Origin of the sequence: Pseudalkalibacillus decolorationis (genome assembly GCF_024609785.1) — a bacterium.
In the GTDB taxonomy this organism is placed as follows: domain Bacteria; phylum Bacillota; class Bacilli; order Bacillales; family Fictibacillaceae; genus Pseudalkalibacillus; species Pseudalkalibacillus decolorationis.
In genome coordinates, this window is the sequence record NZ_JANHJQ010000034.1 from 1 (window position 1) to 19851 (window position 19851).

General features: G+C 39.7%; 20 protein-coding genes and 1 other annotated feature. Of the genes, 14 read left to right on the forward strand and 6 right to left on the reverse strand.

Annotation, left to right across the window (positions count from 1 at the left end):
- Positions 1-211 precede the first annotated feature (211 nt).
- Positions 212-739, reverse strand: coding sequence for a phosphatase PAP2 family protein (locus NON16_RS21975; protein WP_257351544.1), 528 nt, complete (start codon positions 737-739; stop codon positions 212-214).
- A gap of 194 nt (positions 740-933) precedes the next feature.
- On the opposite strand from NON16_RS21975, the gene NON16_RS21980 reads away from it, so the two are divergent.
- Complete coding sequence (locus tag NON16_RS21980) at positions 934-1302, forward strand: VOC family protein (RefSeq protein WP_257351545.1); 369 nt, start codon at positions 934-936, stop codon at positions 1300-1302.
- Between the two features lie 6 nt (positions 1303-1308).
- Here the strand turns inward: NON16_RS21980 and NON16_RS21985 are convergent, their stop codons facing one another.
- The gene (locus NON16_RS21985) at positions 1309-1827 is read right to left on the reverse strand and encodes a gamma carbonic anhydrase (protein ID WP_372508864.1); all 519 of its coding nucleotides are present in this window, start codon (positions 1825-1827) and stop codon (positions 1309-1311) included.
- An 82-nt stretch (positions 1828-1909) separates the two neighbouring features.
- On the opposite strand from NON16_RS21985, the gene NON16_RS21990 reads away from it, so the two are divergent.
- Together NON16_RS21990 and NON16_RS21995 are read left to right on the forward strand one after the other, a co-directional pair.
- A complete protein-coding gene (locus NON16_RS21990) occupies positions 1910-2689 on the forward strand; it encodes an alpha/beta hydrolase (protein ID WP_257351547.1) in 780 nt (259 codons plus the stop codon).
- Positions 2690-2833: 144 nt separating this feature from the next.
- Positions 2834-3898, forward strand: coding sequence for a tetraprenyl-beta-curcumene synthase family protein (locus NON16_RS21995; RefSeq protein ID WP_257351548.1), 1065 nt, complete (start codon positions 2834-2836; stop codon positions 3896-3898).
- Positions 3899-3972: 74 nt separating this feature from the next.
- On the opposite strand, the gene mnmM is transcribed toward NON16_RS21995, so the two are convergent.
- Positions 3973-4545 carry a tRNA 5-(aminomethyl)-2-thiouridylate-methyltransferase MnmM gene (gene mnmM / locus NON16_RS22000; protein WP_257351549.1) on the reverse strand — a complete coding sequence of 191 codons (573 nt, stop codon included), beginning with the start codon at positions 4543-4545 and terminating at the stop codon, positions 3973-3975.
- A gap of 562 nt (positions 4546-5107) precedes the next feature.
- Here mnmM and NON16_RS22005 point away from each other — a divergent pair.
- From NON16_RS22005 to NON16_RS22030, 6 genes are all read left to right on the forward strand, one after another.
- Positions 5108-5545: a phosphatase PAP2 family protein gene (locus NON16_RS22005; protein ID WP_257351590.1), complete on the forward strand. Its 438-nt coding sequence runs from the start codon at positions 5108-5110 to the stop codon at positions 5543-5545.
- Between the two features lie 109 nt (positions 5546-5654).
- Positions 5655-5891 (forward strand) — a binding site (T-box leader).
- Between the two features lie 535 nt (positions 5892-6426).
- Complete coding sequence (gene leuS / locus NON16_RS22010; RefSeq protein ID WP_257351550.1) at positions 6427-8844, forward strand: leucine--tRNA ligase; 2418 nt, start codon at positions 6427-6429, stop codon at positions 8842-8844.
- Positions 8845-9383: 539 nt separating this feature from the next.
- Positions 9384-9692: a rhodanese-like domain-containing protein gene (locus NON16_RS22015; RefSeq protein ID WP_257351551.1), complete on the forward strand. Its 309-nt coding sequence runs from the start codon at positions 9384-9386 to the stop codon at positions 9690-9692.
- A 59-nt stretch (positions 9693-9751) separates the two neighbouring features.
- Positions 9752-10090 carry a rhodanese-like domain-containing protein gene (locus tag NON16_RS22020; RefSeq protein WP_257351552.1) on the forward strand — a complete coding sequence of 113 codons (339 nt, stop codon included), beginning with the start codon at positions 9752-9754 and terminating at the stop codon, positions 10088-10090.
- A 116-nt stretch (positions 10091-10206) separates the two neighbouring features.
- On the forward strand, positions 10207-10389 hold the full coding sequence (locus tag NON16_RS22025; protein WP_372508865.1) for a sporulation protein Cse60: 183 nt from the start codon (positions 10207-10209) through the stop codon (positions 10387-10389).
- 46 nt (positions 10390-10435) lie between these two features.
- Positions 10436-10915 carry an NUDIX hydrolase gene (locus tag NON16_RS22030; RefSeq protein WP_257351554.1) on the forward strand — a complete coding sequence of 160 codons (480 nt, stop codon included), beginning with the start codon at positions 10436-10438 and terminating at the stop codon, positions 10913-10915.
- Between the two features lie 35 nt (positions 10916-10950).
- Here the strand turns inward: NON16_RS22030 and NON16_RS22035 are convergent, their stop codons facing one another.
- Positions 10951-12210, reverse strand: a complete 1260-nt coding sequence (locus tag NON16_RS22035; RefSeq protein WP_257351555.1) for a BaiN/RdsA family NAD(P)/FAD-dependent oxidoreductase — start codon at positions 12208-12210, stop codon at positions 10951-10953.
- A gap of 178 nt (positions 12211-12388) precedes the next feature.
- Between NON16_RS22035 and NON16_RS22040 the strand changes: the two genes are divergently transcribed.
- Positions 12389-14023, forward strand: a complete 1635-nt coding sequence (locus tag NON16_RS22040; RefSeq protein ID WP_257351556.1) for a putative polysaccharide biosynthesis protein — start codon at positions 12389-12391, stop codon at positions 14021-14023.
- Positions 14024-14163: 140 nt separating this feature from the next.
- Here the strand turns inward: NON16_RS22040 and NON16_RS22045 are convergent, their stop codons facing one another.
- Positions 14164-14601, reverse strand: a complete 438-nt coding sequence (locus NON16_RS22045) for a DUF6884 domain-containing protein (protein ID WP_257351557.1) — start codon at positions 14599-14601, stop codon at positions 14164-14166.
- A 94-nt stretch (positions 14602-14695) separates the two neighbouring features.
- Between NON16_RS22045 and NON16_RS22050 the strand changes: the two genes are divergently transcribed.
- Both NON16_RS22050 and NON16_RS22055 read left to right on the forward strand, forming a co-directional pair.
- The gene (locus tag NON16_RS22050) at positions 14696-15418 is read left to right on the forward strand and encodes a pseudouridine synthase (protein WP_257351558.1); all 723 of its coding nucleotides are present in this window, start codon (positions 14696-14698) and stop codon (positions 15416-15418) included.
- An 81-nt stretch (positions 15419-15499) separates the two neighbouring features.
- On the forward strand, positions 15500-16135 hold the full coding sequence (locus NON16_RS22055) for a PRC-barrel domain-containing protein (RefSeq protein ID WP_257351559.1): 636 nt from the start codon (positions 15500-15502) through the stop codon (positions 16133-16135).
- A 635-nt stretch (positions 16136-16770) separates the two neighbouring features.
- Here the strand turns inward: NON16_RS22055 and NON16_RS22060 are convergent.
- Positions 16771-16989 carry a DeoR family transcriptional regulator gene (locus NON16_RS22060; RefSeq protein WP_257351560.1) on the reverse strand — a complete coding sequence of 73 codons (219 nt, stop codon included), beginning with the start codon at positions 16987-16989 and terminating at the stop codon, positions 16771-16773.
- A 377-nt stretch (positions 16990-17366) separates the two neighbouring features.
- Between NON16_RS22060 and NON16_RS22065 the strand changes: the two genes are divergently transcribed.
- Together NON16_RS22065 and pepV are read left to right on the forward strand one after the other, a co-directional pair.
- On the forward strand, positions 17367-18386 hold the full coding sequence (locus tag NON16_RS22065; RefSeq protein WP_257351561.1) for an ion channel: 1020 nt from the start codon (positions 17367-17369) through the stop codon (positions 18384-18386).
- A gap of 17 nt (positions 18387-18403) precedes the next feature.
- Positions 18404-19813, forward strand: a complete 1410-nt coding sequence (gene pepV / locus NON16_RS22070; RefSeq protein ID WP_257351562.1) for a dipeptidase PepV — start codon at positions 18404-18406, stop codon at positions 19811-19813.
- Positions 19814-19851: the final 38 nt, after the last annotated feature.

Sequence of the window (19851 nt, forward strand, 5' to 3'; positions counted from 1 at the left end):
TCCGTATAAGAACTTAATGGAAGAGATAGTTGTTTCCGTATCATCGTATCCACCCACTAAAATTTGATACTTAAATTATACAGTAAAAAAGGTATAATTCCCTCGATACATACAAGGAATTATACCTTTTCATCATTTATGGAACTTTTTCAGTGACCTCGACATTATCGGGAGAGTCTTTTCACAATCTACTTGTAAATTGAAAGGTTAATTAGATGGGTAATTGCTGCAGAAGTATAGCACTACAAATCCCCAACAACATGCCCGTGATTACATCAGACGGATAGTGAAGACCAAGATAGATGCGAGATAATGCTACCGAAAACGATAGGGGAAGTAAGGCGATTCCAAGTAATGGATTCCATAAGATGAGCGGAGTCGTTACTGCAAAAATAGCAGTGGTATGTCCGGAGGGAAAAGAATGATCCTCGAGAAGTCGTGAAATAGTCACCGTATTTGGGAAGACTTGATAAGGTCGTTTTCGAGGGTAGGTTTTCTTACTGATTTGAACAGGTACATGACTAATGAAAAGAGCAAAAAGACTTTGTATTGCTGCTGTTTTTAATCCTTCAGATGAAACTAATAATAAAAGGATACAAATACTAATGGAAAAGGTTGCTCCTCCCAGATTTGATATCGATTTAAAATACATACTTAAGATTCTATATTGCCATTTTCCGTTTATCCAATGGAAGATTGAACATTCCCTCTTATGCAGCCAATTGAAAACCTTGGTCACCTATGATCACCTTTTCTATTTTCTTATTTATTCAAAGCATACAGGGTAAATATGAGGGGGATATCAAGTCAATGTAAACTTTCTGTAGAGATTTTTACGGAGAAAAGGGTGAAATTATACATTTCTAAAAGTGGGTGATAAAATGGGAAAAGTAAGTATGAATAGATCAATACAAATACAGGGAAGTGAAGGCGATGTACAAACGATTACACCATGTTTCGTTAGAGGTGAAAAATCTAAAAAAAGCTCGGGATTTTTATGAGAAGTTGTTACAACTAAACCCTAGTTCACAACGACCCGACTTTGAATTTGAAGGTGTATGGTACCAAATTGGAGAAACACAGCTCCATTTAATCGTAAATGAATCACTTTCCAATGAGTCTAATACAATTTTGAATAGTAGAAGTGCACATTTTGCTATACGAGTTGAATCAATTGTTGAGTTAATTAAACGGTTTGAAGACTCCGATATTCCTTATTTGAATAAGCCAACCAGTAAGACCGGCTGGCATCAAGTTTTTGTACAAGACCCCGATGGGAATATTATTGAATTTAATGCTTAGATAAGTTCAATCATGGACGTTCTTATACTCCTGGCCGCGTTCGACGTATTCTGTTCGGATGCGTTCCATATCCTTTAAGTCTTCGTCATTGAGGGTGCGAACCACTTTTGCAGGTCTGCCGAATGCTAATGTGTTGGGTGGGATTTTTTTACCTGGTGGAACAAGACTACCTGCACCGATAAATGCACCTTTACCGATTTCTGCACCATCGAGAATCAGTGATCCCATACCGATTAAAGCCTTTTTGCGAATTATACAACTATGTAGCGTAACCTGATGCCCAACGGTAACATCATCCTCAAGAATTAGAGGGTTATTTGGGCTCTGGTGAAGCATAGATAAATCTTGAATGTTCACTCTTTTACCGATATGAGTAGGTGCTACGTCCCCTCGAATGACGGTATTGAACCAGATGGTGGACTGTTCTTCAATGGAAACATCACCAGAAACAATTGCGCCGTCTGCAATAAAAACTGTAGAATCAATTTTTGGTTTTATACCTTTATATGAATAAATCAAACACATCATCCTCTTTCATAAAATAATTATTAATAGAGCCATTTGAAGTTTAGCGTATTTTTATGAAGAAGAAAAGGGGGAACTAATAATGTGGATTTGGGAATCAGAAAAGGCAAAAGCAGTGGTTGTGATTGTACATGGTGCCGGAGAACATCACGGAAGGTATGAATGGCTTAAATCTCAGTGGGTATCGAATGGTTTCCATGTTGTTATGGGGGATCTCCCAGGACAAGGGACAACCAGAAGGAAACGTGGACATATCGATTCCTTTAACGTATATATTGAAGCCATTGAATCTTGGGTTCTAAAAGCTCAAGAGTTTAATTTACCTGTTATTTTGTTTGGTCATAGCATGGGTGGCTTGGCTGTTATACGAGCTTTAACTGAAAAGCAACTTAATGTAAATGCGCTGGTTCTTTCATCCCCATGTCTAGGTATCATTCATAAGCCCTCAATAACAATGAGTACGATATCGAAACTTATGAATAAGGTGTATCCCGGTTTACTTATTAGTGCTGATCAAGGCTTAAGCAATGGAACAAGGTCTGAGGAAATTAGGAAGCGTGACGCTGAGGATGCGCTTCTAGTTAAAAAGGTTTCCGTAAGATGGTATCGGGAACTGGTTACGGCGATAAAACGTGCTCACCAATCAACTGATCAATTTCCTGAGATCCCCGTGATACTTGTACAAGCGGGTAATGATTTAATTGTTGATAAATGGAAGGTTAGAGAATGGTTTGACAATCTTCCCATAATGGAAAAATCGTTTAAGGAGTGGCCGGATCTTTATCACGAAGTCCTTAATGAACCTGAAAGAGATCAGGTTTTTCATTATTTGAATCATTTGATTAAGCTCCACGTAAAGTAGAGATGACTATTAAAACGGTTAGGATGTTTGTGGAAGAATCGAATCGACCTCGAGCACCTGGGAGTTGGAGCTAAACATTACATCTGTGCAACACAGTTTTATACTTTTTTAACTCACAATATCATTATCAGAAGGAGTGATGGTATGAATGTTCCTTCACAACCGTGGACGTTGATGAAGCGGGTCTATAAAGATGTTCTACCTTATGTTCATGAAGAATTGAACTATTGGAGGGAGAGAGCGGAACACATTCCGAATGAAGAGTTGAGAACACAGGCATTGGCGAGCATTAGTTCGAAAACCTTCCACTGCGAAGGTGGTGGGATCTATTCTCTGTTATCCAATGGTCCAACACGACAGAAGGATGTCATCAAATTTATTGTTGCCTATCAGACAATCAGTGATTATTTGGACAACCTCTGTGATCGGAGCACATCTTTGGATCCTCTCGATTTCGAGCAGCTTCATCGGTCGATGCCTCATGCATTGAAGCCTGAGGCATCACTAGAAAACTATTACTTGCACCGAGAAGAACAAGATGATGGTGGTTATTTGCATGATCTCGTCCAAACGTGTCAGACAGTTCTGGTGAATTTGCCAGGATTTCCACATATCGAGGATACGCTTAAAGAGCTTGCTGATCATTACTGTAATTTACAGGTACATAAGCATGTGAAAAAGGATGAGCGGGTACCACGACTAAAGGATTGGTTTGATCAAAATAAAAATACTCTTCCTCCAATGAGTTGGTATGAGTTTTCTGCATGTGCAGGCTCCACAATCGGGATTTTTTGTCTCATATCATACGCGACACATGATGGTTTTCAACCAGACTGGGCTAATAAGGTGAAGAACGGTTATTTCCCATGGATACAAGGACTCCATATTATGATGGATTATTTAATTGATCAAGAGGAAGATCGAGCTGGCGGGGACTTGAATTTCTGCTTTTATTATGACGATGAAAACGAAATGGTGACTCGGTTGTTGCATTTCTTCCAAATGGCAGACAAGTCAACGAAAGAACTGCCTCATGCAAGGTTTCATTCACTTGTCACTAGAGGTCTTCTAGGTATCTATGCATCAGATGAAAAGGTCCGTGCTCAAAAGGATGTTCGTACTGTAACGAAGAGATTAATGCGAGCAGGTGGAATGACAGCCTATTATTATTATTGGAACAGTATGATGTATCGGAAAATTAAAGCATAATGATGATATTAAAAGGAATTGACCATATTTTAGGCCAATCCCTTTTTTCTAAAGTCTTCCGCTTTCTTAAGTAATTAGTGTTTTTCAATGGCTATAAGAAATGGGGGATCATTTTTCTGATTAATAAACTGGTAGCGAAGGACGTGTGCTACTTTCTGATCGAGGTTGCTAAGGTAGCTTAATAAAGCATCTTTTTCCTCTTTCCCGCCTTCGTGTCCATGATAAACAACGACAATAATCAAACCGCCTACAGCGATTATTTCTAACAGCCCTTGTATCGCTTGAAGGGTGGAATCTGGGCGTGTAATCACTTTTTTATCGCTGCCTGGCAAGTAGCCGAGGTTGAAGATCGCCGATTTTATCGTGCCATGTTCTTCTACTGGTATGTTTCGTTTAACGTGTGCATGACTTTCGTGAAATAAAGTGATCTGCCTTGTATAACCATAGTCAGCGAGCAATCGGTTCGTAGCCTCAATAGCTTTTTTTTGCACATCAAACCCGTATACCATCCCATTTGGTCCAACTAAATCGGCAAGGAAAAGGGTGTCGTGTCCATTTCCAACGGTCGCGTCGATTACTATATCCCCATCCTCAATTACGTTTTGTAACAGCTTTTTTACAAATGGTAAAACACGTTCCAAGTTCATAGGACAAGCACCTCAGCGTGAATATATATTTCGTGATAAAGCTCAAACTTTTTGATACTAATAGCATTTTAGCATGATGTGAGCAGGTAGCCAATTAGAACCAAGGGAATAGAAGTGGTTTTCAATTATATAAAGAAAACTTGGCTAGCGCCAAGCCTTCGCCGTAGTTGCGCTTATACTATAGAAAGTATTTTTTATACTTTCTTAACGTGTAAAAAAAGAATTATTCAGGTCCTTTGGATTCAAGTTTTCTTTTATGGAAATTTGGGAATAATCCTTAAATAGCAAGCATATGAAGTGAAAAAAGACAAGAACTTTGAAGGGAGTGGGAGAACTGGAACAGATCACCGCTGAACATAATCATCGCAAATGGTACTGGTTCACATTCATTATAGCGACATTTTTAGTGATCCTTTTTATTATACTTGGATTTTCTCATGATAGATTAACGACTTTTGATAGGGTGATTATGGAGTTTGTTTGGAACCTTCGATCAGATTGGTTGACTCCTTTTTTTATCTTTCTTACATATGTGGGTTCGGGTTATGTGTCTATTCCACTTATGATTGTTTTAGTAATTCATTTTTTTGTGAATCGGTCACCTCACCTCGCACTAATTTTACTTTTTAATTTGATGGGTGTACGGTTAATGAACCGGTTTCTGAAGAACATTTATGATCGGACAAGGCCAGACCATACCCCTTTATTAGATGCTGGTGGGTTTAGTTTTCCAAGTGGCCACTCAATGAATTCAGCCGCTTTTTTCGGATTTCTTGGCTATTTACTATGGGTCTATTTTAGTCGTAGCGGGGTAAAGAAAAATTATATTCTATACATTTCGGGGTTCCTAGTTCTTTTAATTGGATTAAGTCGCGTATATCTAGGCGTCCATTTTCCAAGTGACGTGATCGCAGGTTTTGCTGCCGGTGGTGTCTGGCTCCTTTTATCTATGCTTCTTTTAAAAATATCAGCGCCTCAACGCCAAAGAAAAACACGTTAAAACGTATACAAACAGAGAAATCCGTATAACATGATAAGAACCTATTTTCAGAAAAAACTTGACAAATTCTGAGAACGTGCATAAAATACAAATTAAAATCTTTATAAATTATAAGGCTAAGAAGAGGACTAGTAAGATAGGCAACGGTATAAAGAGAGTTGGCGGACGGTGAAAGCCAACCCGAAAGTTATTTGAACTCGCCTCAGAGCCATAAACGTGAACCAAAAGTAGCGTTTATCGTTTCTCCGCGATAAGGAGCCAAAGTGAGTAACACTATTTCGTATTAGTGTGCTAATGCGGGTGGTACCGCGGGAAGGTTATGTGTATTCAACCTCTCGTCCCTGATGTGTTTTTTATCAGTGGCGGGAGGTTTTATTTATTTCTGACAAATGATAAACTGCGAATTTCTGCGTTAACTCGTTTCTCCGGTTCTCACGTAGATTAACTACGCTGCGATCCTCGAAACTTCGTTGCCTTGAACTTCTTGTTTCTCCTTTGCCAGAGGGCGGTTTATAAGCTTCGAATTTCTTCGTTAGCTTATGCCTACGATTCTCACTTGACTTAACCAAGCTCCGAGTCTCGACACTGCGCTGCCTTGAACTTCTTGCTTCTAAACCACCAAGATTTCGAGGAAGTTGAGCTTCAGATCTCTGTGTTAAGATAAGTTTTGTCAAGAGTTAAGCCTTCCGCGGCAAAAAGTGTTGTTTCCGCGGCATATTTAGGAGCATCGCGGCACATTTACACTTTTAGCGGTATAATACCTATTTTCCGCGAGAAAAACCCTTACCGAGTTAATCTAAGTTAGCGAGGGTCAAGATTAAACATGTACTTAGCAAAAAAAGAAAACCATACTTAAAAAATTATGAGTGGGAGTGGCTGTAATGTCTTTTCATCATCAAAAAATTGAGAAAAAGTGGCAGAGTTATTGGAATGAAAATAAAACATTCAAGACAGAATTTGAACCAAACAAAAAGAAATTCTATGCATTGGATATGTTTCCTTATCCATCTGGGGCTGGTCTTCATGTCGGGCATCCTGAAGGGTACACAGCTACAGATATTGTCGCGCGAATGAAGCGGATGCAAGGTTATAATGTGCTTCATCCAATTGGGTGGGATGCATTCGGGCTCCCAGCAGAGCAATATGCGTTGGATACCGGAAATGACCCAGCTGAGTTTACAGAACAGAATATCAATACGTTCCGCCGTCAGATTCAGGAGCTAGGTTTCTCCTATGATTGGGATCGTGAAGTAAACACTACCGATCCCGACTATTATAAATGGACACAGTGGATCTTTTTGCAGCTTTATAAAAAAGGCCTTGCCTATGTTGATGAAGTTCCGGTGAATTGGTGTCCTGAACTTGGAACGGTACTTGCAAATGAAGAAGTAATTGATGGTAAAAGTGAACGTGGTGGTCATCCGGTCATTCGAAAACCGATGAAGCAGTGGATGTTAAAGATTACAGCATACGCCGATCGTTTATTAGAAGATCTTGTTGAGCTTGATTGGCCAGACAGCTTAAAAGATATGCAGCGGAATTGGATTGGCCGATCTGAAGGTGCGGAGATCACATTTGATGTTGTAGGCTCTGACAAAACAATTAAGGTATTTACGACGCGCCCTGACACATTGTTTGGTACAACGTATATGGTACTTGCTCCTGAACACTCGTTTGTTGATGAAATAACGACTGCTGAACAAAAGGATGCCGTTCATGCTTATAAAAAAGAAATCGAGACGAAAAGTGATTTAGAGCGTACCGAGCTTTCAAAAGAAAAGACAGGTGTATTCACTGGTGCTTATGCTGTCAATCCAGTGAATGGTCATAAAACTCCGATTTGGATTGCGGATTATGTGTTGGCAAGCTATGGAACGGGTGCAATAATGGCTGTTCCAGGACATGATGAACGTGATTATGAATTTGCAACCAAATTTGAGCTTCCTATTGTTGAGGTGGTCAAAGGCGGCGATGTTACCAAGGAAGCATTTACAGAGGACGGGGAAATCGTCAACTCTGAGTTTTTAAATGGGATGAATAAAACGGATGCAATAGAAGCAATGGTTCAATGGCTTGAAAAGAACAATAAAGGTGAGCGTAAAGTTACGTATCGTCTTCGGGACTGGTTATTTAGTCGCCAACGTTATTGGGGAGAACCGATTCCGATCATCCATTGGGAAGATGGTACGATGAGCGCGGTTCCAGAAGAAGAGTTGCCGTTGACACTTCCTAAAATTGATAATATTCAACCATCTGGAACTGGGGAATCACCACTTGCTAATGTGGAAGAATGGGTCAATGTTGTAGATCCTGAAACAGGGAAAAAAGGTCGTCGTGAAACGAACACGATGCCGCAGTGGGCAGGTAGCTGCTGGTATTATCTTCGTTACATGGATCCCGATAATAAAGAACAAGTCGCGGCACCAGAAAAAGTAAAGCATTGGTTACCTGTCGATCTATATATTGGCGGAGCTGAACATGCGGTCCTTCACCTATTGTATGCTCGTTTTTGGCATAAGGTATTGTATGATGTAGGCGTTGTTCCGACGAAGGAGCCATTCCAACGTCTCTACAACCAAGGAATGATTCTCGGGGAAAACAACGAGAAGATGAGTAAATCAAAGGGCAATGTCGTTAACCCAGATGACATCGTAAAAAGCCATGGTGCAGATACCCTCCGCCTTTATGAAATGTTTATGGGTCCTTTAGATGCCTCTATTGCATGGTCTGAAAATGGATTGGATGGTTCCCGTCGTTTCCTTGACCGGGTTTGGAGATTGTTCGTTGAAGAAGACGGATCCCTTTCAGACAAAATCAAAGACACTCAAGCATCCGAAGGCTTTGAACGTGTGTATCATCAAACAGTGAAAAAAGTAACGGAGGACTTTGCAGAGCTACGGTTTAATGTTGGTATTTCTCAAATGATGGTGTTTATCAATGATGCCTACAAGCAAGAAACATTACCAAAATCCTTCATTGAAGGATTTGTTAAGATGCTTTCTCCAGTGGCACCTCATATTTGTGAAGAGCTTTGGGAAAGGTTAGGGCATACGGGAACAGTGACTTATGCAGATTGGCCAACATTCGACGAAAGCAAGTTAACTGAAAACGAAGTAGAAATCGTTGTTCAGATCAATGGTAAAGTTCGTGCTAAGTTACTCGTACCAGCTGATGCCAACAAAGAGCAGATGGAAGAAATCGCATTAACAGATGAAAAGATCAAAGAAAGCGTCGAAGGAAAAACAGTTCGAAAAGTAATAGCTGTACCAGGGAAATTAGTGAACATCGTCGCAAATTAAATTCAAAGAAGCTGCCGGAATTTTCCGTCAGCTTCTTTTTTATTGCTGACCAGGAAACTATAAAATTCTTAAGATGTCGATAACTTTTGATTAGAAATGTTCTTTAGCTTGGTGATTTTACATATTAGAGATCTGTCTAAGGCCATTTAGCGTTAAAAGTAGCAATGACTCTTCTTCAAGAGTACAAGAAGATCACATTTAATGAAAAACATGTAAATTTAACAGCTGTATTCGGAATAATTCATCCGGACAATCTGAAATTCATCCAAACTGAGAAGAATTCATCCGGAAACCCTGGAATTCATCCAAACTGAGAATAATTCATCTAAAAGATTTGGGACACCAGGATAATAGGCAAAATGTAGTTTTTTTATATATCAAATATTGTCTTTTATAGAAAAAACAAAAGACTATCACGATTTGACTTATGGCCTCCAATCTACAAAATCAATTTCTTTACTTTTCCATTTATAGTTCGTAAAATGAGGAACGTAGAAACTAAAACATTGGATGAGCATAGATTGAAAGGACGGATCAATATGGAACAAAGCGTTCAAACTATAACGCCTTCAGAAGTAGAAAAGCTTTTGAAAGAAGGAAAAACGATATCAATTATTGATGTGCGTGAGGATGAAGAGGTTGAGTCGGGAATAATTCCAGCGGCCCATCATATTCGTTTGATGGAAATTCCTGAACGTTTAAATGAAATCGAAAAAGAGACAGAACATATCATTGTTTGCCGCTCAGGACGTCGAAGTGAAAATGCATGCTTATATTTAGAGGACCAAGGTTATAAGGTTAGAAATATGGTTGGTGGCATGCTTGAATGGGAAGGCGAGACCAAGTAACAGTTGGAAGAGGATGTTGTCCTCCTTTTTAAACACACAATTGAAGGGAGATAAGCGTAATGGTATTGGAAATGACCCTGATGCTCTTGGCGGTTTATGTCATTTTCTCCTATTTAATCCCATACATGACGCTTAAGTCTGTTCAACAGGAATGCATCAACCAGCACGATTTTTGCAAGATTGATGTAAGGGATTATCATTCTTCATACCGAAATCCATTTGATAATGTAACGAAAAATATTCCTCTTTCTTATTTATCTCGGACAACGAAGGAAGAAGTGGTTTGTGATAAGGATATTATTGTCATAGCAGAATCCAAGCTGGCAGCGGTAATGGCTACCCGGATTTTAAAGAGGAGAACGAAACGGTTTATCTATTACACTTTAAGAAAGCATTGACCCTGGAACAATAAACTGACAAAACTAGTAGATTTTCGTCAAAGGAAATTAAGCACTTCTGGCAGAATTGTACGTCTTAATAGACGTTCATTCGTTGGAGGTGCTTTTTGTTGAAGGTGAAATTATTTGAGGCTGAACATGAAGAAGATCTTGAAGAAGAAATCAATGCCTTTTTAGTAAATGTCCATGAATCCAACGTGATCGATGTTCGTTATCAGGTTTCGATGGCAGTGGATGAGTATAGTGAAGAGGTTGAAACGGTTTATAGCTTTTCAGCGATGATTCTCTACAGGGAATAACCTTCTTATGATAAACTGGTAGAAAATGAGATTTGGGTGTATTTGAATGTTTCTATATACGATTTGTTTCATTGTAAAGGGTACAGAGGTGCTGATGCTTAATCGATATAAAGCACCAAACAAAGGGTTATGGAATGGTGTAGGTGGTAAAATCCATGAAGGAGAAACACCCGAGGAATGTATTATTCGTGAGGTAGAAGAAGAAACAGGTTTGTTAATTGAAGCACCAGGGTTTACTGGGACGGTTCAATGGGAGTTCGATTATCAATTCATCGGTGGAATGTACGTTTACATCGTTTATCTTGAAAAAGAAACATCCTATCCGACTCCAGTTAAAGTGGATGAGGGACTACTTGATTGGAAGCCGATCAAATGGGTACTCGAATCAGATAACTATGGGGTAGTGAGCAATATCCGATACTTTCTCCCAGACATGTTAAAAGGTGAAGAACCGGCAGAATACCACTGTTATTACCATAGTGGGAAGTTAAGTGGTGTTAAAAAGATGGAGCCCCTACAAAAATAACTGTTGGTAGCTCCATTTATTAGTATGGGTTCACTTTATTGTTCGTTAGCTGCATTCGTTCCAGCTAGATGCCCTGTCACAAAGGCAGACGTAATATTGTAGCCCCCTGTGTATCCGTGTATATCCAGAATTTCTCCACAAAAGTAGAGTCCGTTGATAATTTTTGAGCGCATCGTTTTTGGCTCGATTTCCTTCGTTGAAACGCCGCCTCCGGTTACAAATGCCTTTTCAATGGATAGGGTCCCGTTTACTTTCAAGCGGAATCCTTTTATCAATCCCGCAAAATAACGCAATAATCGATGCGATAATTGATCATATACTGTATTCAAGTCGATCCCCGCCTGCTCCAGTAAGAAGTGCAAATAACGTTCAGGTATCCAACCTTTTAAAGCATTCTTAATTGCCTTTTTTGGTTCGCTTTTAAGAATCTGCACGGCTTCTTGAAAAATTTCTTCTTGGTTTTGATCAGGCATAAGGTCAATTTCCATCGTCACAGTGTTCTCCTTACTCTTTTTCAGAGCTTTAACGACGAACTGACTGCATCTCAATACTGCTGGTCCTGAGATTCCGAAGTGAGTAAAAATCATATCCATCCGATGAGTGATGATTGGTTTGCCGTTAGGTTTCAGAACACTTAACCCTACATCACGTAAGGATAATCCTTGCAACGTTTTTTCCTTGATGAATGGTTCCTTAGAGGTGATAGGTACTTCTGTCGGGTACAATTCGGTAATCGTATGACCAGCAGCCTTTGCCCATGCATACCCGTCACCAGTGGAGCCAGTATGCGGAACTGATTTACCACCAACCGCAATGATGACCGCTTTTGACTTAATGATCTCTTCCCCGCCCACTTTAATTCCTTTTACATTTTGGTTATCATAAATCACTTGTTTGACAGCCGTATTTGTTCGGATCTCAACACCAAGCTCTCGAATTTTCTTAAGCATTGCATCGACAACCGATTGGGCTTTATCAGTTGTGGGGAACATACGGCCATGGTCTTCTTCTTTTAACTGGATTCCCAACCCTTCAAAGAATTTGATGATGCTTTCGTTATTAAAAATGGTAAATGCACTGTATAGGAATCTACCGTTGCCTGGGATATGCTTAATAATTTCATCAATAGGGAGGCGGTTCGTAACATTACAACGACCGCCTCCAGAGATCGCAAGCTTTTTTCCAAGTTTGGTTCCTTTATCGACGAGTAAAACCTTAGAACCATTTGAGGCACTAGCAACAGCTGCCATCAGCCCAGAAGGTCCACCACCGATGATGATTACGTCGTAGTTCATTTCATCAACACCTGCTTTTTAATATCTAAACAGAAAGATACCACTTTTATCGGGAAAAAGAAAATGGTAGTTGTGGTTCTAGATAAATAAGTGATATGAAAAGCGTTTAGCGAATGCGTAGATACTATGGTAAAATACATAAGATTAGATGTTAGGAAACTGGGAGAAGGGACAATCTATGTCAAAGTTATTACGTGGTACGCTGATTCTTACAGCGGCTACTTTCTTTTCAAAATTTCTTGGACTTATTTTCGTTATACCATTTGAGTGGCTTGTAGGAACAGAAGGAGGAGCATTATACGGATATGCCTACACTCCTTATGCAATCATACTTAGTGTAGCGACACTGGGCTTGCCTTTAGCTGTTTCAAAGTTTGTTTCCAAATATAACGCGTTAGATGACTATATAACTGGACGGAGACTGATGAGATCTGGTTTAGTATTAATGTCATTAAGTGGTATTCTTGCATTTCTAGCTTTGTTTTTCTTAGCAGAATGGGTTGCAGGTTTACTTGTCGGTAATAATGGTGTGAAAGGGAACTCCGTAGAAGATGTGAAAATGGTGATTCAACTAGTTTCAACTGCTCTCATCATCGTCCCTTCAATGAGTTTGATCCGCGGCTATTTTCAAGGGTTCCAATCGATGGGACCAACAGCTTTGTCTCAGGTTGTCGAACAGATCGTCCGTGTCGGGTTTATTTTAATTAGTGCATTTCTCATTGTAATTGTATTTAAAGGCGATGTGAGTACAGCTGTTGGCTATGCTACGTTTGCTGCATTCATTTCCGCATTAGCTTCCCTGTTGATCTTGGTTTGGTATTGGAAGAAACGAAAGCCCCACTTGGACAAGCTAATGAAAAACAGTAAGAATCACAAAGTACCATTAGTTAAGATGTACAAAGAATTGATTCAGTATGCGGTTCCATTTGTAGCAGTCGGACTAGCTATACCAATCTATTCAACAATCGATATGTTTACAATAAACAATGCGTTGCAACATGGGCTTGGTTACACACAAGATACAGCAGAAAATTATTATGCGATCATGCAAACATACTCACAAAAGTTAATTATGATTCCTGTCTCCTTATCGACAGGGCTCGCATTAACAGTCATCCCGTTAATTACCAATTTATATACAAAAAAAGATTTTAGCACAATGCAACAACAAATCACGAAAACGTTTGAAATTGTCTTGTTCCTTACGATTCCTGCTGGAGTTGGGCTATCCTTATTGGGGTTACCCGCTTATTCCGTATTGTTTGAAAATTTTATTGGTATTGGTGGATATGTACTTACGTGGTATGCACCGACGGCAATCTTGTTTGCACTTTTTACGGTGACAGCTGCAATTCTTCAAGGAATCAATCAACAAAGATTCGCGGTTTACAGTCTGTTAGCTGGGGTTCTCGTAAAAATCAGTCTAAACTATATATTCATTGCTAATTTCGGGATTGCTGGTGCAGTCATTTGTACAAACCTTGGATATCTACTTTCGATTACAATAAATCTCATCATCATTCGTAGACAGACAAATTATAGCTTTAAGCCTGTTTTTAAACGAACGATTTTGATCGGAATGTTCGTTGCTCTGATGGTTAGTGCGGTTGTATTAACCAAGTGGGCAGTCGAGAGTATGGTTGGCACGGATTATAAAGAGTTCTTTACATCTGTGACCGTATTGTTAACCGGGGTAGCCGCAGGTGCGGGAGTCTATTTGTATATGAGTCATTTTTCTGGACTCCTACAACATATTTTTGGTGATCGTCTCAATCGTTTCCTTCGAAAAAAGAGAGCGCGATCTAAGCGATAGAAGGTCTTTATGAGGCCTTCTTTCTTTTCATGCACGTTAAGAAAGTATAAAAATACTTTCTATAGTATAAGCGCAACTAAGGCTCAGCCGGCGCCAAAGGCTTGGCTTTGCCAAGTTTTCTTTATATAAAGAGTAATGGATTAGTCCTTTGATTCTTTTAACTGTTTATCAAACCAAGCCAACTGTTGGCCAATGCCAAGACCTTTCATTGGAATTTCATAATGATAGCCTTTTTGTTCGAGCTGGGGTTCGAGATGATCTCGGTACACTTTCCCTCCATGCAGGTAAACATTGACCTTATCGGGAGATTCATACTTTTTAAAGACTTCGATAACTTTTCTAGCCCAGACTTTTTTCTCCATAATTGAAAATGTTTTAATTGAAAGGTCGTACGGTTCTAATTTATCACCTGGTAATAAGAGACCATCTTTGGCATTATAAAAATAAAAGCGGTCATACTGCTTTTGAGCATATTGAACCGATTTTTGAAATAATGGACTTGTATAAAACTCGATTACTGGTGCTGAATGGTCTAATTTTTTTCTACCCGTGGCTAAAAGCCCAATTTTATGTTTCAATGGTACCCCTCCTTTTGCACTATTTTTATTACTTATTATACCCTTTCCGCAAAGGATTAAGCCACATATTTACAAATTAGGAGGTCGATTTGTTTTGCGCATAGATAAACTGCTTGCCAATATGAATTATGGAAGTCGTAAAGAGGTTAAGAAGCTACTCAAGAAAGGTCTAATAACCGTTAATGGGACGCCGATTAAAGATGCAAAGAAACATGTGAATACGGATTCCGACTTAATTGCAGTTGCAGGCGATGAGGTGAAGTACATAGAACATATCTATCTAATGATGAACAAACCCGGGGATGTCATTTCTGCAACCGAGGACGTGTCTCACAGGACGGTACTCGATTTGTTGGAAGAAGATGAGGCAGCATTTTCTCCATTTCCAGTCGGTCGTCTTGATAAAGATACAGAAGGCCTTCTTTTGCTCACGAATGATGGTCAGTTGACGCACCGTTTATTATCACCAAACAAACATGTACCGAAAACCTATTTCGCAATAGTGAAGGGAAGGGTGACAGCAACAGATCAACAGATGTTTTCACAAGGGGTTACCCTAGATGATGGATACGTTACTAAACCAGCTGAATTAACGATCCTTGTCAGTAATGAAAGATCAGAAATTGAATTGACGATTACAGAAGGCAAATATCATCAAGTGAAACGAATGTTTGAAGCAGTAGATAAGCAAGTTGTTTATTTGAAGCGAATTAAAATGGGCTCTCTATGCTTGGATGAAAATCTTTCTTTAGGTGAATATCGTGCTCTTAATATAGAAGAACTCGAAGCCTTGGAAATGGACTCTCCTAGTCATTAAATCTCCATATTGTTTGAATTCCCGATGAGTGGGGTATTAAACACTAACACCAAATTTAAGGTGAAAAAGGAGAGTTTGCTCATGCTAATTCTAGGAAGAGAACTATTAGGTAAGAAGATTGGATACAAGGATAGTGAGGAAGCAACCAAGCATACGGTAGGGGACATTCTTCTTGAAAAACATAATTTTGAATTGGATTATATTTTATATGTAGAAAAGAGACCTGCTGAGGGTGATCGGGATCATAGTGTTGAGCCTTCAATGGCGAATGTGACTCAAAGCGCTGGTGGATATATGGGAATGAACACGCCTCCGATTACGTCAGATGATAGTATAACAAGAAACTTTACGAAGGAAACCTTCTACATCCCGTTTAATCACATCGAGGAAATTCTTAATGATAAGGTTATCGTAACGGGTCTTGATCGACAGGCACATGATCCAATAAATTCAATTGCGGCGACCGGTTTAATGGAAAAGAAAGTACTAACACAAAGCGGTGATTCTCTAGGTAAGGTAAAGGATGTAATCATTGACTGGAATATGAAAAAAGTGGTCGGAGTATCTCTTGCCGAAGGATTTTGGGCGCGTTTAATGTCAGAAGAAAATAAATTTATGCCACTTGAAGGTACAATTGACTGGTCCAAAGATGAGGTCATTATAAGCGACCATTTAAAAGAACTGCTCGTTGAAGATGTGAAGAATTTAAAAAAATAAACTCCATGATGAAATGGCTAAAAGACTGCTGAAAACATTTGAAAAGGATTGACTCAAACAAGTATTTGAGCCAATCCTTTTCCTTATTGAGTAAGAGACTATGCAATCGTCTTCGCATACGCTCGACGTTGAATTTTGATGCAAAGAGGCAATGTCTAGCTTCAGCGCCCAACCACTTGGATCACTTCAGGCCTCCTGCGGCGGCAACACACTGAAGTACTTCATGTATATTCCCACGCAGGGCCGAACTCGTTTGGGCCGAGCCTCCTCGTCGGTCTTCCAGTGACCTTGTGGCTAAGCAGGGCGCTTGCGCTTTTCTTATGAGTAAAGAAAGTATAAAAGTTTGCGGCATGGATGTAATGTCCAGCTTCAGCGCCCAACCACTTGGATCACTTCAGGCCTCCTGCGGCGGCAACAGCCTCCTCGTCGGTCTTCCAGTGACCTTGTGGCTAAGCAGGGCGCTTGCGCTTTTCTTATGAGTAAAGAAAGTATAAAAGTTTGCGGCATGGATGTAATGTCCAGCTTCAGCGCCCAACCACTTGGATCACTTCAGGCCTCCTGCGGCGGCAACAGCCTCCTCGTCGGTCTTCCAGTGACCTTCGTGGCTAAGCAGGGCGCTTGCACTTTTCTTATGTTCAGGCAAATTTGACTTTCTTGGAGGTCGCTTCCCACTTTCCACGAGTGGGGCTTGATACGAGGTTATTATATGTTAGCACATTTAGATCTCGCTGAATCGTTCGTTGTGTTGTTCCAAACTCGTCGACAAGCTGTTGTGTTGTTACCGTTCCTCTTTCATAAATAAAAATGTAAATGGCCTTGACACGGTTCAACATACGTTCAGTCGATGGACTCAAACAACCACTCCTTACTTTTTAACAATCCTTATTCCTAGTATATCCATAGGTTGTTAAAATAGTATTGATGATTTGTTAAAATATTCAAACTTTTTATTATAGAAGAGATAACTTAATACAATTACGCTAGGATTCGATGAATTACGGCACAATATCCTTGAAAAAATCCGGCATAGACAATTTGCAAATTTAACATTTTAAAAAGGCTTTGTACTCGAAAGGCCTTCTCAATTCCACTCCAGTTCATCTTTTCGAGTGGATGTAAGTTTGCTCCAAATCCCCACCTCCTAGTTAAAAATATTGTATAATAATTCTGTCAATAATTCAAAGATAGTATACCAAAATATGTGATAATAATAGTTAGAAAGGGGGATTTTATGTTTGTTTTTAAACGAATTTGGGTCAAAATTATCAAACTAAATACGTGGGCATTGTTTACAACAAGTATTTTATTAATTTTATTCAGTACATACATGATGGTTGCGATAGAGCCGGAAACATTTGCGAATCCATTTGATGCATTTTGGTGGGTTATGACGACTGTTACGACAGTTGGTTATGGCGACTTTTACCCAAGTTCAGTTGGAGGTAGGCTGTATGCGATCTTTCTATACATTGTTGGCATCGGACTAATTGGGGTCGTAATTGGAAAGGTTGTTGATGGATTCGGGATGTTCAGAAGGCGAAAGGAGGAAGGGCTTTTGACTTATAAACAGGAAGGTCATATTGTTATTATTGGATGGTCACAAAAAGCGAGGTTTGCTATTGAGGAAATCTTGAACTCTGAGGATTTTCAACAGGAAATTGTGATTATTGATCGTTTAGGCAAAACACCTTATTTACATGAAAGTGTTCATTACATACAAGGGGATCCTGCTCAAGAAAATATATTACTACAAGCTAATCTCTCCGAGGCTAAAGCGGTATTGCTATTTGCGGACGATTCGATTGAGGATCCATTATTGACGGACGGGAAAACCCTTCTCATTGTAACATCGATTGAAAGGCTATCCCCAGATATTCATAGTACGGTTGAGATTATGAGTGAATCCCATATTAAAAATTTCCGCCATGTGAAGGTAGATGAATTTATCCTTTCACACGAAACGATTTCTCGACTTGCAGTACGGTCAGCAATTACGCATGGTATTTCGAAAATCTATAGCCAGCTAATGAGCAGAGGTATTGGAGATAACCTTTATGAGATTAAGGTTCGCCCACATTGGAAGACGTATCGAGATGCGTTTGATGAGCTTTTTAAGGAGGGGGCGACCTTAATTGCTGATGGGGATAAAATGGATATTAACCGCAGATTGGATGATCAGATTACCTCATACTCAAGGTTATTCGTAATTTGTGATGAAACAATCTATGAAGCCATCCAAAGTAAAGCATAGAGCAAGGAGGATAATGGATGATGATTAATTGGAAGCAAGAAGTAGAAAACCGCAAAGAGGGTTTTATTGAAGATTTACGCTCTTTTTTACAAATTAAAAGTGTTCTAGATCCGGATACTGCGAAAGAAGGGGCGCCATTTGGAGAAGGAATTCGTAAAGGACTTGATTTCTTACTAGAAACAGGAGAGGCAGACGGTTTCAGGAGTAAAGACTTAGATGGATATGCTGCTCATCTTGAATTTGGTGAAGGGGACGAGCTTGTTGGGGTACTCTGTCACATTGACGTCGTTCCAGAAGGTGACGGATGGAGTTCGGATCCATTTGCTGCCGAGCTACGAGATGGGAAGATTTATGCACGTGGTGCGATTGATGATAAAGGACCAACTATGGCCGCTTACTATGCTATGAAAATAATCAATGAACTCGGCTTGAAGCTAACTAAACGTGTTCGGATGATAATCGGAACGGACGAGGAAAGTAACTGGCAGTGTGTAAAGCATTATTTTAAACATGAAGAAATGCCTACAATCGGTTTTGCTCCAGATGCTGATTTTCCAATTATTTATGCTGAAAAGGGCTTGTTTGATTGCGAATGGAGGCAGGTGAAAAGCTCAGAAACTAACGAAGGAGATGTTAGGCTGCTGTCCTTTCAGTCAGGAAGAAGGCTGAATATGGTACCTGATCAAGCCGAGGCAGTACTCGAAGGAAATGTAGAGATAGAGGAGATCGCAGCAGAGTATAAGGAGTACCTGAATGAGCTTCAGTTGATTGGAAAACTTTCTGTTGAAAATAAGCGCTTTATTTTTCACCTTGAAGGACAATCGGTTCACGGTAGTGCACCTGAGAAAGGAAAGAATGCAGGCTTATTTTTATTAAACTTCCTATCTCGCTATTCCTTTGATCAAGGTGGACAGAACTTTATAGAACTCGCTAACGGTTACTTAACAGGGGACACGGAAGGGAATAAGTTAGAGATTAAAGATAGCGACGATATTACAGGACCACTCACATTAAATACGGGAATCATGACGTATACCACAACAGACGGAGGCATATTTGGCCTTAACCTCCGTTACCCTGTAAAGCATGATTTTGAATCAACTCAGAGAAAATTGACTTCTGTGGGGAAACAGTACGGCTATGAATTAAACGAAATTGAACATCTTACTCCACACCATGTTCCAAAAGATCATCCATTAATTAAGACACTTCTAAATGTCTATGAAAAACAAACGGGCGAAGAAGGTTATTTGATTTCAATCGGAGGTGGAACGTACGCACGATCTTTAGAAGCAGGAGTAGCATTCGGAGCATTGTTCCCAGGTGAAGAAGAACTCGCCCATCAAAAAGATGAATATGTAGATGTGGAAAATATTTTAAAAGCTGCGGCTATTTATGCAGAAGCTATCTATGAACTAGCGAAATAAAGAAAACTAGACTAGCATGAATCTTAGGAGAAACTACT

What these genes read in the sequence shown, in the direction of transcription:
- NON16_RS22055 (WP_257351559.1), top strand. Translation starts at nt 15,500, where the DNA reads ATGCTAATTCTAGGAAGAGAACTATTAGGTAAGAAGATTGGATACAAG.
- NON16_RS22065 (WP_257351561.1), top strand. Translation starts at nt 17,367, where the DNA reads ATGTTTGTTTTTAAACGAATTTGGGTCAAAATTATCAAACTAAATACG.
- leuS (WP_257351550.1), top strand. Translation starts at nt 6,427, where the DNA reads ATGTCTTTTCATCATCAAAAAATTGAGAAAAAGTGGCAGAGTTATTGG.
- NON16_RS22005 (WP_257351590.1), top strand. Translation starts at nt 5,108, where the DNA reads ATGATTGTTTTAGTAATTCATTTTTTTGTGAATCGGTCACCTCACCTC.
- NON16_RS21990 (WP_257351547.1), top strand. Translation starts at nt 1,910, where the DNA reads ATGTGGATTTGGGAATCAGAAAAGGCAAAAGCAGTGGTTGTGATTGTA.
- NON16_RS21980 (WP_257351545.1), top strand. Translation starts at nt 934, where the DNA reads ATGTACAAACGATTACACCATGTTTCGTTAGAGGTGAAAAATCTAAAA.
- NON16_RS22030 (WP_257351554.1), top strand. Translation starts at nt 10,436, where the DNA reads ATGTTTCTATATACGATTTGTTTCATTGTAAAGGGTACAGAGGTGCTG.
- NON16_RS22015 (WP_257351551.1), top strand. Translation starts at nt 9,384, where the DNA reads ATGGAACAAAGCGTTCAAACTATAACGCCTTCAGAAGTAGAAAAGCTT.
- NON16_RS22040 (WP_257351556.1), top strand. Translation starts at nt 12,389, where the DNA reads ATGTCAAAGTTATTACGTGGTACGCTGATTCTTACAGCGGCTACTTTC.
- NON16_RS22035 (WP_257351555.1), bottom strand. Translation starts at nt 12,210, where the DNA reads ATGAACTACGACGTAATCATCATCGGTGGTGGACCTTCTGGGCTGATG.
- NON16_RS21995 (WP_257351548.1), top strand. Translation starts at nt 2,834, where the DNA reads ATGAATGTTCCTTCACAACCGTGGACGTTGATGAAGCGGGTCTATAAA.
- NON16_RS21985 (WP_372508864.1), bottom strand. Translation starts at nt 1,827, where the DNA reads ATGTGTTTGATTTATTCATATAAAGGTATAAAACCAAAAATTGATTCT.
- pepV (WP_257351562.1), top strand. Translation starts at nt 18,404, where the DNA reads ATGATGATTAATTGGAAGCAAGAAGTAGAAAACCGCAAAGAGGGTTTT.
- mnmM (WP_257351549.1), bottom strand. Translation starts at nt 4,545, where the DNA reads ATGAACTTGGAACGTGTTTTACCATTTGTAAAAAAGCTGTTACAAAAC.
- NON16_RS22020 (WP_257351552.1), top strand. Translation starts at nt 9,752, where the DNA reads ATGGTATTGGAAATGACCCTGATGCTCTTGGCGGTTTATGTCATTTTC.